Annotated in this window: 7 protein-coding genes; 1 reads left to right on the top strand and 6 read right to left on the bottom strand. The window is 40.7% G+C overall.

Going from position 1 to position 14,529, the window contains the following annotated elements:
* The first annotated feature begins 49 nt into the window (after positions 1-49).
* The gene (locus tag ACT8YW_RS11430; RefSeq protein ID WP_444104986.1) at positions 50-4,069 is read left to right on the top strand and encodes a hybrid sensor histidine kinase/response regulator transcription factor; all 4,020 of its coding nucleotides are present in this window, start codon (positions 50-52) and stop codon (positions 4,067-4,069) included.
* Between the two features lie 21 nt (positions 4,070-4,090).
* Here ACT8YW_RS11430 and ACT8YW_RS11425 read toward each other — a convergent pair whose 3' ends face one another.
* From ACT8YW_RS11425 to ACT8YW_RS11400, 6 genes are all read right to left on the bottom strand, one after another.
* Entirely contained in the window at positions 4,091-5,479 is a 1,389-nt protein-coding gene (locus ACT8YW_RS11425) for a glycoside hydrolase family 43 protein (RefSeq protein ID WP_444104984.1), read from the bottom strand.
* 7 nt (positions 5,480-5,486) lie between these two features.
* Positions 5,487-7,403, bottom strand: a complete 1,917-nt coding sequence (locus ACT8YW_RS11420) for a sialate O-acetylesterase (RefSeq protein WP_444104982.1) — start codon at positions 7,401-7,403, stop codon at positions 5,487-5,489.
* A 22-nt stretch (positions 7,404-7,425) separates the two neighbouring features.
* Positions 7,426-9,354: a cellulase family glycosylhydrolase gene (locus tag ACT8YW_RS11415; protein ID WP_444104980.1), complete on the bottom strand. Its 1,929-nt coding sequence runs from the start codon at positions 9,352-9,354 to the stop codon at positions 7,426-7,428.
* A gap of 94 nt (positions 9,355-9,448) precedes the next feature.
* Positions 9,449-11,689: an endo-1,4-beta-xylanase gene (locus tag ACT8YW_RS11410; RefSeq protein WP_444104978.1), complete on the bottom strand. Its 2,241-nt coding sequence runs from the start codon at positions 11,687-11,689 to the stop codon at positions 9,449-9,451.
* Between the two features lie 17 nt (positions 11,690-11,706).
* Positions 11,707-12,711 (bottom strand): DUF5627 domain-containing protein, encoded by a 1,005-nt coding sequence (locus ACT8YW_RS11405; protein WP_149964115.1) that lies wholly within the window; start codon positions 12,709-12,711, stop codon positions 11,707-11,709.
* 30 nt (positions 12,712-12,741) lie between these two features.
* Entirely contained in the window at positions 12,742-14,511 is a 1,770-nt protein-coding gene (locus ACT8YW_RS11400) for a RagB/SusD family nutrient uptake outer membrane protein (protein ID WP_149964116.1), read from the bottom strand.
* Positions 14,512-14,529: the final 18 nt, after the last annotated feature.

The following is a 14,529-nucleotide window of genomic DNA, read 5'->3' as shown; positions in this document are numbered from 1 at the left end:
ATATTTAGGTTTTTATTTTTCTTTGTACAACAAACAACGATCTATAACTATGAAAAATGTATTCACTTTTCTATTATTATTGTTTTCTTTGTTATGCAACGGGCAATCTCCTAAGTTATTCACTACTGACAAAGAACTCTCCAGTAGTCTGATTAATCATATGTATCAGGATCGGAACGGCTTTATCTGGATTGCGACAGAAGACGGGCTGAACCGTTATGACGGTGCAAAATTCACTATTTACAAACATGAACCCGCCAATGAACATTCATTGGCCCATAGTTTTGTCCGTACCGTATTTGAAGACAGTAAAGGTCATCTGCTTATCGGTACATATATGGGAGTCCAAATGTATGACCCCGCCACTGATAACTTTACCCCACTCGCGAAATGGGAAGACAATGGAGAAATATTTGAAAGCAACATCGTTTCCATAATCGAAAGAAGAAATGGGGAAATATGGATATCAGGCAATGTATTGTGTAGACTGAATATCAAAAACAACCAATTGACAGTTCAACAGATTAATGCTTCCATAACCTCACCGGGGTATATGATTGAAGACAGAAAGCTGAATATCTGGATGTCCAAAGGAGAAGAAGGGTTATATCGTCTCGATCCCGACAACCGGCTTTCCCTATATTTATCTAAAGACAACGGATACATCAACAGTATTTGTGAGGATCCACAGGGAAATATTTATGTAGGGAGCATGAGAAAAGGATTATTCGCCTATGAGAAGAAATCCGATACTTTCGTTCCCGTTGACTTCAAAGAAAAAAAAGAACTTCCTGTCAGCTTCCTTTATTCCGCAAGCCCGAATGAGTTATATATCGGAACTGATGGAAAAGGTATGAATATCTATAACAACAAGACTCATGAGATTTCTGAATATCGGTTCGATAACAGTTACTTTGACTCCAATAAATCGAAAATACATTCTATTCTGAAAGATAACTCCGGTAACTTATGGCTGGCTGTTTATCAGAAAGGGATCATACAAATACCTGCCCGAACCAACAGTTTCAAGTATATAGGCCATAAGTCCATGGACAAGAATATTATCGGTTCCAGTTGCATTACTTCATTTTGCAAGGACAACAACGGCATATTATGGGTAGGAACGGATAATGACGGAATTTATGCTCTTACAGAAAAGTTAGAACCGGCAAAACACTTCTCACATACCAATCATCCCAATTCAGTACCTTCAACCGTTATAAAGCTATATGAAGATTCTGAAAATAACATCTGGGTGGGGTCATTTATCAACGGTATGGGGAAGTTGGATAAACAAACAGGACAGTGTAGCTACCAGTACAAGCTAATGGACAAGAACAACAACTATATACAACGTGTATATGACTTTGCAGAAGATAAAAACAAACGTTTATGGGTTGCAACAATGGGATTCGGGCTGTTTTATTATGATCTTAAAACCAAGGAGTTTACTTCTGTGCAATCCAATTCTTCATTGATAAATGAATGGATAGGTTGCCTGCACTACTCCAATGATAACAAGCTATATGTAGGAACTTACGACGGAATGAACTGCATTGACCTTGACACCTCTGATTTTCAGAGCTATAAGATACTACCCCAACACGTGATTTATTCAATTTATGAAGACAACCATGGAATTATATGGCTTGGAAGTTCCGAAGGGCTGTCAAGTTGGAATAAGGAGACCAAAGAAATAACGACCTATACCACCGCGGATGGATTGCCCAGCAATACAATATATGCAATACAAGGAGACGAGAATGATTTCCTATGGATAAGTAGCAACGCAGGAGTATCCCAATTTCAAAAGAAAAATAACAAATTCATCAATTATTATGTAGGTGACGGATTACAAGGGAATGAGTTCTATAAAAATGCCTCATTCAAAGATGAGCAAGGCACCATCTGGTTTGGCGGCATGAATGGCATCACCTATTTCAGCCCCCAAGATATTATCAATCCGGCAAAAATATGGAACATACGGATTACCGACTTTTTCCTGCATAACAATCCCGTCAGAAAAGGAATGAAATCCGGCATTCATAATATTATCAACTGCCCTGTATTTAATGCAAAAGAGTTTTATTTATCCCATAAAGACAATGTGTTCAGTATTGAGTTTTCCACTCTGGAGCTAAATGCCCCCGAACATATCAACTACCTTTATTCCATCAACGACGAAAAATGGATTAGTTTACCCAAAGGTGTAAACCGTATCTCATTCAGCAATCTGAAACCCGGTACCTATAACTTTAAAATCAGAGCAAAAGACAACACTGTGTATTCAAATATAAAAGGAATTACCATCTTTATATCTCCTGCATGGTATGCTTCATGGTGGGCCAAAGTTATCTATTCCTTATTATTACTGACCATTATATTTATCATTATTCTTCAGATCAGACATCGGTACAGAATGCATCAGGAAATGCTGCAACATATCCATGCCGAACAAATCAATGAAGCAAAATTGCAGTTCTTTATCAACATCTCTCATGAGATACGCACTCCGATGTCTCTAATCATCAGCCCTCTACAGAAACTGATTAAGAATGAGGAGAACAATGAACGCCTGAAAATATATCATATTATCTACAGAAATGCAGAACGTATTCTGAATCTTGTCAATCAACTAATGGATATTCGGAAAATTGATAAAGGACAAATGTTCCTGATGTTCCGGGAGACCAATATTATTCCTTTTATAGAGGATTTATGTACAACTTTCGGCCAACAGGCAAATACTAAAAATATCCAACTACAACTTCATAGTACACTCCGGGAACTGAATGTATGGGTAGACACAAATAATTTTGATAAAATTATCCTGAATATTCTTTCCAACGCCTTCAAGTTTACTCCGGAAAAAGGAAACATAGATATCACGCTCCGTACAGGAGAAGATAATACCCAACCTGACCCCTTGAAACAATATGCCGAAATAATTATCTCGGATACCGGAACCGGTATCGACGAGAAAGAAAAGGAACATATCTTCGAACGTTTCTATCAGATCCGCAACAGCCAACACAATCCGAAAGGCGGCACGGGGATAGGATTACATCTTACCCGCTCGCTAGTGGAATTGCATCACGGAATCATATTTGTAGAAAATAATAAAGAACAACCGGGCTGCCGCTTTATTATCCGGCTGCCACTGGGAAACAAGCATCTGCGTCCGGAAGAAGTGGATAACAATGAAAAAGGGGCAATAATAGCCGCACCAGCAACTCCCGTCATTTCTCCTGCCATAGATCAGGAGGAAGAAAAGAAAAGCAGGGTGAAAACGAAATATCATGTATTAATTGTTGAGGATGATGAAGAAATCCGGAATTATATAGCGAAAGAGTTCGGAGACAAATTCCATATAATGGAATGCTGTAATGGCAAAGAAGCACTGGAACTGATATTTAAAAAGGCTCCGGATTTGGTCGTCAGTGACATCATGATGCCCGAAATGGACGGACTTACCTTATGCAGGAAAATCAAGCAGAATGTAAACCTCAACCATATTCCGGTCATTCTGCTTACCGCAAAAACAAGAGAAGAAGATAATCTGGAAGGTCTAAATACAGGAGCCGACGCTTATATCATGAAGCCATTCAATATCGAAATCCTGCAAAAGACAGCGGAAAACCTGATTAATACACGCCAACAGCTGCGTAAGGTATTTACAGGTCAACAGGATCAGGAGAACAAGGTTCAGAAACTGGAAGTGAAATCACCCGATGAAAAATTGATGGAACGCGTCATGAAAGTTATTAACGAAAATATCAGCAATCCTAACTTAACGATAGAGACAATCACTACCGAAGTAGGTATCAGCCGCGTACATCTTCACAGGAAACTAAAGGAACTCACCAATCAGACAACCCGTGACTTTATACGTAATATACGTTTAAAAGAAGCCGCTCGTCTATTGTCCGAAAAACAGCATACCATATCCGAGATAGCCATGTTAACAGGATTCACTGATCCTAATAATTTCTCGACGACATTCAAAGAGTTATACGGAATGCCGCCTTCAATGTATATGAAAGAACAGTTGGGGAAGAAAGAAGAGTAACCCAACTGCTCTCTAGCATGTTTATCTGTTAAACTTGTACCAATCAAAGTTAAACAGTTTGCAGCCTTTACGTCCTTTGAATACAAAATAAATGTCTTTTATTCCGGTGACCGGTTTTACAATATCAGTCTGCAATGTTTTCCAGCATTCCCAACCTCCCGTTGAAGGAATAGTCAGTTCCGCAATTAATACTCCGCTTATACTGTCTGTACGTACTTCAAGTGTCCCGCCACGAAGGGCACTGGCAACGGCAGCAGTGAACCGTTTGGGGGATTTATTGCCGAAATCCACTTCACGTACCTTTATATAATCTCCATTATGAATTTCAGATATATATATACCGGTTTTCACATTTGGTTCGGACTTCACACCTTCAGAAAAAGCGATTGTTTCAGCTTCTACCCTTTCGTAAGGATTGAGCGTACCTACCGGTGACACCCCTTCCCGGGTAGCATTAATAATCGGGAAAGTGCCGTCAGCGTTATACTTAAATTGCTCCACCGCCGCACTTCGCCCGAAACCTCCACCACCCGGCAACTTACCCGTATGATAGAAGAAATAAGAATTGCCTTTATAGTCTATCACTCCACAATGGTTAGTAAACGAGCCCGTATCTTGTAAAGGCATGATTTCTCCCATATACTTCCACGGACCAAGAGGTCCGTCACTCATGGAATAGGCAATATGTTCGGGTACACCTCCGGCAGCATAAAGAAGATAGTATTTTCCTTCCCGTTTATGAAGCCATGGACCTTCTGTATAAGTATCTTTATACTTAACACCTTTGACACGCTTTTCCGGATTGGGTGCACCAAAGCTCTCAACAGTCTGTTCCAGTTTGCCCACTTCACCTTTCAAGGAAATCATGTCGTCATTCAGTTCTGCATAATAGATATTCGGATTTCCCCAATACAGATAAGCACGACCGTCATCATCAATGAAGACCGTAGGATCAATATAGTCCCAGCTTCCGTCATGAAGCGGTTTGCCGATGGCATCTTTAAAAGGACCGACAGGCGAATCGCCTACCGCCACACCGATTGCCATCGTATTGGAAAGTTTGGAATGCAGGCAGACATACCAATAAAACTTACCATTACGCTCTACACATTGTGCTGCCCAAGCACGGTCGTCCGCCCAGTCGAATGATTCGATGGCAAGAGGAGAGCCGTGATCGGTCCAATTCACCATATCTTTGGTAGAATACACGCGCCATTCCTGCATCCAGAAAAAATCCGCTTTGTCTTCATCGTGTCCCGTATACACATACAAGGTGCCGTCGTGCACCATAGGAGCTGGGTCTGTAGTAAAGCAAGTTTGCACAATCGGGTTTTGTGCTGACAGTCCTCCTTCGGTCATAACCGAAACGAGCAACAATGTAGCTGCGATAAATATAGATTTCATTTTCATGCTATTTTCAGTGTTTAAATAAATGTGGTACAAATTCTTTCAGGCAACGTCTCCACGTGAGCCATTCATGCGCTGTGCCTTGCGATTCGTAATAATCAACCTCGATACCCAGTTTCCGGAGTGAATCCACCATCTTCTTTGTTCCCATTTGTTCCTCCGTGCCACAGCCGAGAAAGAAATAATTCACTTTCTTATTGAACTTGTCCGCATCCGCAAACACTCCGTTAAAACAAGTCTTCATATCCAGACCGAAAATCGCCCCGCTGAAACTTCCGATATAAGAAAACTTATCGAGATGAGGCAGAACCGTATTGAAAGTCTGATGTCCTCCCCACGAGAGTCCTGCCATAGCACGGTGTTCGCGGTCGGTTTTCGTACGGAATGTCCGGTCTATCATAGGAATCAGGTCTTTCAGAATAACGTCATAAAAGGTGGCGCCATACAAAGCCCGCTCCTCGTTCACATCTTTTCCCGGACGCGGCCGGAACGGAGCTTCCACATCACCGCTATCCATCACCACGAGCATCGGCACACACTGACCGGATGCAATCAGGTTGTCCATAATATGATTCATCTTTCCCTGCGTGCTCCAGCCGGTTTCATCTTCACCCATGCCATGTTGTAGATACAATACCGGATAGCGCTTCTTCGGATGAGTTTCATACTCTGCCGGCGTATATACCATACACCGACGGAACTCTTTCTGCGTTTCGGAGTAATACGTACAGGAACGAACCTGCCCGTGAGGTACCTGTTGAGGACGATAATAATCCCCCTCCTCACCTTCAGGGATTTCGATGCCACTTGCCATACGGCAACAACCGAAGAACGTATAACTGGAAGGATCTGTTACCGACACCCCGTCTGCAATCAGGAAATAATAATGGAATCCTACAGGCAGAGGGTTGGTCGTTACCATCCAGAGTCCTCCGGTATCTTTCCACATATCATACTTCTTTCCGCAACAATCCACTTGTAGCCTGTTAGCCTGCGGAGCATAGAAACGAAAATGAGCACGCCCCTCTTTATCCACCCGGGGATAGTCATATCCCGGAATATTAGTGGATGCCGGTTCGGTAGTAATTCCGGAGTTTGGTTCTTTCTCCAACAAAAGGAGTCGTTTCTCGGCATATCGCACCCCCAATTTTCTGTATCCTTCTGCCGTGAAATGCAAATTATCTTCTGCGGCAGGACAGCCCGAAGAAGGAATCACGTATGCGGTCGGAATCACTTGCGGCAGCGTATTGATTATCTCATTCATGCTTGCACATCTGCCATTCTGGTCGGCATGCACCACTTCTCCCGCCAGTAAGGGAACATCCTTTGCCTGAAGATTCAAATCCCTCAACAGATTCTCATAGACTCTCTTTACTTTTTGAGGCCACTCTTTATCACCGGTATTAGACTCGCCCTGATGCAAGAGGATACCTTTAATCACACCGGCTTTTTGAGCTTCTACAGCCAATTCTTTTAGTCTGCGGTAAGGATTATTACCATACGCTTTCGCGGTATTTTTCAGCCATTCCGGTTGAGAGGCAATATGCTCTTCGCAATTCTCCTCATCAAACAGTTCAATCTTGCAACCACCTACAGCTACATTGATGACACCTACCTTAATATTTTCAGGCAGCCTTTCCACTAACGTACGTCCGAAATAATCGGCCGGTGTTAACCCTGTATGGCAACGTACCAACGGAGGAATAGCCTTATACCACTGTCCTTTGACGCGTCCCAAAGACGGACAATCAACAGCCGCCATCATCAGAAAACATTCATTGACATTGCACGTATCCTGCGCTTCAATCTTTGCATTCCCTTCCATATTGGATTGTCCAAGACAAAGATAAATATGGAAATTAGGGTCTTGTGCAAAGGCAAATGTGCCTGCACACAATAGACAACTTAATAAAATAATCTTTTTCATCTAACAATTAATATATATCTTGTTATTCAACTAAAGAAATCCGCTCTATCACCAATGGCTTACCTCCTACCGTCCAAAAACCAATAATATATAGATGAGAAGGATCCAGTTTCTCTTGATTGTTATTAAGCATATTGTTCAAGTCCACCATAATGCGACGTGAGTTACCAAAATCATATACTGCAGGATTCGACCAGTAATTATTCACATCAAACAAACGGAACGATGCACTACAATCGTTGTCATTTCCGATTTCTACAACCAATTGTCTATATCCCGACAAGTCCAGACCATTACTGTATTGCCAACCACCGAAGCCATAATTACCCGTCACAAGTGTTTTCGTACTTTCATCAAATGTACCTGTTTCCCAAATAGAAGCGTCAAACCCCTTCTCAGTCAGTGGGAATGTCGTAGTATGAACTTCCAAACTAATTGCTCTACTACCTTGTTGTGAAGTGTAGTTAACAGTCACAGTAGATGTGCCATCTTTCAATGCAACTATTCTTCCATTAGCCTCCACTTTTACTATTGATGGATTAGTACTGTTGTAGGTTACCTCATTTGTCACCATACGTTGGTGACCATCCGCATAAAGGGCCTTTACGACCAAAAATCTGTCACTTCCTGTCAAAATATCGACATACCCTTTTACACCAACAATCTCAAGTTCTGTTATTTCGCTTTCAGTCACCTCTTCACTTGCATATTCTTTAAACCAATGATACACAGGCCAAGGACAGGCTTCCGGATCATTCAGAAAAGTATATGCTCCCGGAACTCCTTCTTCATCTTTAAATTGTGCCAGTAAACTACAATCCGTAAAAACCAACCAACTCACATTGCCTGTATTATCGGCAATATACTTAAAATTGGCTCCAAATCCTGCCTCACCTACAGTTCCCGTTATACTTTTTCCCCAAGAAGAATCATATTTGGCAGGTGCCCAATCCATCTCCGTGACCATCACCGGAGCAATATCAGCTATCGGTTGAACTTGCGCATTCCAACCACGCTGAAAGCTTTCATATCCACCACCCGTCACTCCACCAAGCTCTGCACTAGGTTCTTCTGCATCACTACCATACCAACCCGGATACGCATGTACTGCATAACCAATATTATCACCCTCCACAGGATTAGTTGCATACCCACTGAAAGAAGACTGATAAGATAATCCCGGAATCCATATGATATTTGTTGCATTCACCCGTATTTTATCAACAATGGTCTGAAAGAACTTTTTTGCGTTATCAAAATATACTTGTCCATTACTGCCATAAGTACCATCAGTACCAAGGATGTTTATCGGTTCGTTAGCTAATTCAAACATTATACCAGAATTAGCCTTAATCTTAGGATGTTTCGACACTATGCTCCACACTTTTTCAAGATACTGGTTATAATCATCTCCTACAGCTATTTTTTCCGGACATACTCCAGGCGGACGCATTACAACATACAAACCCTTGCGAATGGCATATTCTGCCATGGGTATAAACACTTCACTCAGATATTTTTCAAAACGTACTTGAGAGAATCGTTCATGTCCTTCGTAACGTACAGACTCCTGAGTAGGATCGTCACTCCAATAGGGATCCATATGCAAACGAATAAAATTCATTTTCCAACCCTTATCAAGCATCTTGTCTATCAGCCCCTGATTATAACGCAAACAACCTAACACATCATAATTATTCCATGAGTTTTGATTAAAGAAAGGACTGTAGGTCTGGGCGAATCCATGTAAATTGACAGTCTCTCCCCTTTCGTTTTTCAAATAGCGCCCTACAACATGCAGACGAGGCAGCCCCGATACATCCGGTTCTTCCGTTTCCGGCTTTCCCGGAATCTCAGGAACCTCTTCCGGCACTTTCACAGCATCGTCCGAACAGGCATACATCATGCTCATAAAGATTATGAGCATCAATAAATTCAACTTGTTTCTCATAATTTTCTATTTAATGAAATAACAAGCGGGGTTCATCACACTACCGGATGTTCCCCGCTATCAGTTATCCTACATACGAGTTTACCTTAAAATACTACTCCTCTTCGGTAACATCATTTTTTCCAGCCAATCCATCGGCAAAACCAGCATAAGCAGGCTTGCGACTATATTCAAGATTCCAAAGACCGATAGGAGAATCAGCACGCCAACCGGAACCAGCAGGACTGTCGGTCGGACTCCAATGTGTAATACCGTATTGCTGTGCAACCGGGATGATCTCAAAGTACTTCCGCACAATAAAGTTATAGTATTTAGCCATAGCCTGTTCCTGTTCAAAAGTGATATCTTCTGTTTTTACATCGATACCGTCCGCACCTACTACTCCCATATCCAATTCTGATATTTTTATCAATTTCCCGCTTGATGCCATCAGTTCAAACATCTTCACAACATGGTCTTCTTTACTTTTCTGCGTCATAGGATCCATATAGCATGACACATGCATTTGAGTGCCTATACCGTCAATCTTGGTTATACCATCTTCTTCCCAACGTTCAATCCATTTAAGCATACTCTTCATCTTTCCATTATCATCCCAATCAGATTCCAGATTATAATCATTAATAAAGAGTTTCAAATCTGATGGATTCCCTCCGGCTTCTTCAAAATATTTGCGGGCAAGTCTGACTACTATACGAACATAATCTACATCACCCAAATAATCTTGCCAATAGAAATTATTTTTTGCATCTTCTGCAGATACAGTTCCGCGAGTTGCAGACTGCAAATCGTAAACTCCGTCTCCATTATTGTCTCCTCCAGAGAGAGCTTCGTTCACAGCATCCCAAGTCGTCACATAACCTCCACATGCCTGCATCATACCTTGAATCCAATTTTCCATAGCCTCTGTCAGTTTAGCTTTCTTTTCCTCAGCCGGCATTTCTTCTACTTGCTCACCGGTAGAATATCCTTCGCCATTGGCCGATAAAGATTCATAGCCGTCCCAACTAGACCATCCTTCAATATTGGCTGCCTCAAAATCACTATTGGAAATCAAGTTCTCATCAGAACCTGATTCAACAAGTTTCACATTATCAAGCAAGATCGTTCCAGCAAAATCTCCAAAATTCAAAGTTAATTTATCAAAGTAATCCTCTTTACCCGGAGTAATTGATATACTACATTTATTCCATGAAGTCCCAACAGCCAAACTTGGGAAATAGCCTTGTTCACCTCCGACAGTAGATTGAAGGAATACCGCCACATCATATGCTCCTGTCGCTTTTGCCATGCAAGTAAAAGTATATTCAACTCCTGATTTCAGAAACGTTTCTAATTTATACCAAGCTTGAGAACTATAATTATTAGGCTTCGCTATTTCGTTTGTCAGTTTAAGACAATAACCTGCATTACCACTGGTTTCTGTATCAGTAGCAATAACATAAGTTACAGCATGCCAACTATACTTCTCCCAATTAAATAAATTTTCCTCTTCAAAATCACCATTCTTAATTAAATTCTCATCAGAACTAGCAGCAGTTAGTTTAACATTATCAACACAAAAATCACCCTCCAATTCTCCCACTACAAACTTTATAGTATTTGCATCTGTTGCCGAAACGCTAAATGAAAAAGAATAATCACTCCATTCCGTTCCTATTTGTGTCCCTCCATTAATAGTAGTGTCTACAGAGGACATAGTCATCAACCACAATTGAAAATTAAACGGAGTTGATGCCTTAGCTCTAAAAGCCAAAGTATATTCAGTATCTTGTGACAAAACAGCCCCACTTGGTAATGTATAATATACCTGTCCATCCCACGGATTAGCTTTAGTATCCTGATGCATTGATAAATAATGATTTGCAGTAGATGGATCAACAGGAATCACTTTATCAGCAATCAAACCATTAAGATATTTATTATTTTGCTGTGCATGCCATGCCAATGTATGTCCATAAATTGTAATACCTGCCTCTTTTGCTGTCTGAACGAAATCACTTACAGTATTAAAATTCATAGTTCCTTCATCTGATACACAAGACGCATACTTCATTGCATTTCCTGCTGTCATCTCATCAAAATTGGTAGTCACTAACTCATAGGCAATCCCTTTTTTATTGAAATCGCTTGCAGTTATTCCTGTCCCCAATTTGAAATTGGGGTACTTAGAACGATCTATATAAGATTTCAGAACATCGTATGCATTCAAGTACTCATACTGGGCAATGCTTTCCGGTTTCTGCACTTCGTACGGTAATACAGCATCGTCCACACACGATCCTATAGACAGCCCTAAAGCAATCATCGAAAGTAGTTTCATATATCGTTTCATCTTTTCCATGTTTTAAGTTATTCTTTTACAACTTTGAACCATTCAGCTTTCACCTGACGGTCACGCATTACTAAAGTATCCTTGGTAGCATAAGTTGTAGTTCCCAAATCAACCGTATAATCCAAATATAATACGTCACGATCTTTATTATTAAAAGAATTTTTCTCTCCTTTTTCCACATATTTCCCACTGCCGGAGACATTGCATCCGGGAGTATCGGAAGAAAGAGTACATTCATTATTTTCATTGAAAGTCAGAATCAAATTACACTCCTGGTCATTTGTACCCCAAGTCCATCCTGCCTTATTCAAAGAAATAGTTGAAAACTCGCATACTTCATCATTCTCTACATATTGCTGATGACGAGCTACGGTCGTTGTAACACCACCTACAGTGACAATATCTACTCCCCGTCGCAGATAAATCCCGTCCCACGGATTTACATATTTCACAGCATACAAAATATAATCCTTCGGAAGTACACTCCAATCACTACCTACACAGCGGTTCGGTTCATCGACATTGGGCGTACCTGTTAAAATAGCATCAGCATTCTGTACATTCGACATGACTAAAGGAATTACATAAGTTGTTTCAATTGATTTCGGATCGGCAAAAAAGGCATCTGTAAGCTGCACTTCCACTCCTCCACTTATCTCTCCTTTCGGAATGATAATCTTATCGGAAGATAATTTATAATATTCAGAAGGCATTGGAAGCACGCTTCCACCACCCTCAAATTTCAAATTATCACATAGCGAATTAACAACACTAATGTCTACTGTAGGATTTGTACTATTCTCGTATACACCTCCCATCGTTGCTTTAATTATACATTTATGTTGATTATCAACCGTGTTGTCAAATGTCTCATCATTGCCGAGCACAATTGTTCTAATGGGATATTGATAAGAGAAGTAAACTGTCGTTTTTCCATAATCCGGAAAAGACCAATCTTGATTCTCACAAGCAGAAAAGAACATCAACGAAATTACTGAGAATATATAATATAACTTTTTCATTTTCTTATATCTTTAAGTTTTAAAATTTAATTACCAACCCTGGTTTTGTTTCAGTTCGTCGAACTTCAACACTTCAGTATAAGGTATCGGGCCATAATTCATATAATCTGCATAATTACGATTCTCAACCGTGAATTCCGTATAATTGCCTTGACTGATACGTATTCCCTTAGCCGGTTCAGTCAAACTGACTTTCCAACGGCGTAAGTCCCAAAAACGGAATCCTTCGAAACACAATTCCAAACGACGTTCATTGCGAATCAATTCACGCATTTTATCCTTGTCATTTTTAATACTCTCTAAATATGCATCACCGTTATCAGCACCCACTCCGGCCCTTTTACGGATAGCTTTCACCACGTCATAGGCTGAATATCCATGTCCTCCTGTTCCTGTTGGTCCCCACGCTTCATTTGCAGCTTCTGCATAATTGAGGAAAATTTCAGTATAACGAATACGGGGGCTATAATGCGGTTGACCGTTTTGGCTAGTAGAACTAAGATATACATCCTCACGTAAATGCTTTCGAAGGTAATATCCGGTACGGGTAGAATGATTATTCTCCTTGTTCAGCCCGTCATTATCAGTCGTATTATCTACACTGGTATCTATCACTTTCTCATCGATCCCAACCTTACTTCCATTTACAACAACATAAAGATTCAAACGTGGGTCACGATCCTCATAAGGATTGTTCTCGTTATAATTAGCTTCGTCCATTGTGATAGGATATCCATTCGCCATAGGAAAGGCATTTACCAGGTTTTGTGTCGGGTTTATTTGCCCGCTACCATATAAACTAGGTGGGAACTGCGCTTGTTCCAGCTCATAAGCCGTAGCATCTTTGCTGTTCCTCCAAAGCATCTCATTGGGATTCGCTCCTGCTCCAAGATTAGCTATTTCATCTGCATTTTTATACCAGGTATTACCATTTGAAGCAAGTCCGGAAACTCCCCCGATTAGATCGAGTAACTCACCATTATAATCTGCGGCCTCTTTCCATGTCACCGTAGTCCCATCAGCAAACGCCGGACTAGCTCCCAACAAAGCAGCTTTAGCACGAAAAGCCATTGCTATACGAGCACTCATGCGCATACGGAAAATCTCACCGAACACAAGATTATATTGGCTGACTGACGTTCCTTTCAAACGGTACTTCTCCGGCACCTGAGCATCCGAAGCTATATTTTCATAATCCAACGGTAATAAATCTGTTGCCATTTGAACATCGTCATAAATCTGACGAATACATTCATCAAAACTATTACGAGCATAATTGAAATTATCACTTACATTTTCCGCCTTATTAACGATAGGAACACCTAACAGTTTTCCGTCTGCCGTCCAACCGCCATGAGCCTGCAACAAGTAAAACATAAACATAGCACGTAATCCGTATGCCTCTCCTTTTAAACGATCGCAAAATAAGGAATTAACCAATGGATCGTCTACCCACGAAACTTCGTCGACTTCTTCCAAAAACAAATTAATATATTGAATTGCTGCTTTACATGAGGACCACTGTTCCATAGGATTATTATTGGAGGTCCACGAACCAGTAGCCATTTTCAGATAGCTATTATCTGTTTGATTTGTTACCGCATCATCAGTTGCCACATCATTAAATGACTGCGAATTATATGGATTTCGCGTATAAGCATTTGCTAAAATGCCTTCTGCGAAAAGAGGATCGTTCTTTCCGTCGCTCACTTGCTTATTATTTTCTATTGCCGGTGAAAATAAATCATCACACCCAACCAACAGGAAAGCCGCAATTATAATAGTTATTATCTCTTTCATAAGATTATTCTTTTATGT

This window comes from Bacteroides sp., assembly GCF_052357945.1.
Taxonomy (GTDB): domain Bacteria; phylum Bacteroidota; class Bacteroidia; order Bacteroidales; family Bacteroidaceae; genus Bacteroides.
The sequence above is the reverse complement of the archived record's forward strand: the minus strand, read 5'-3'. Positions and strand labels throughout refer to the sequence as shown.

Bases quoted from the DNA above. Each gene is read 5' to 3' on its own strand.
- ACT8YW_RS11405 (WP_149964115.1), bottom strand. From the start codon at position 12,711: ATGAAAAAGTTATATTATATATTCTCAGTAATTTCGTTGATGTTCTTT.
- ACT8YW_RS11410 (WP_444104978.1), bottom strand. From the start codon at position 11,689: ATGAAACGATATATGAAACTACTTTCGATGATTGCTTTAGGGCTGTCT.
- ACT8YW_RS11400 (WP_149964116.1), bottom strand. From the start codon at position 14,511: ATGAAAGAGATAATAACTATTATAATTGCGGCTTTCCTGTTGGTTGGG.
- ACT8YW_RS11430 (WP_444104986.1), top strand. From the start codon at position 50: ATGAAAAATGTATTCACTTTTCTATTATTATTGTTTTCTTTGTTATGC.
- ACT8YW_RS11415 (WP_444104980.1), bottom strand. From the start codon at position 9,354: ATGAGAAACAAGTTGAATTTATTGATGCTCATAATCTTTATGAGCATG.
- ACT8YW_RS11425 (WP_444104984.1), bottom strand. From the start codon at position 5,479: ATGAAAATGAAATCTATATTTATCGCAGCTACATTGTTGCTCGTTTCG.
- ACT8YW_RS11420 (WP_444104982.1), bottom strand. From the start codon at position 7,403: ATGAAAAAGATTATTTTATTAAGTTGTCTATTGTGTGCAGGCACATTT.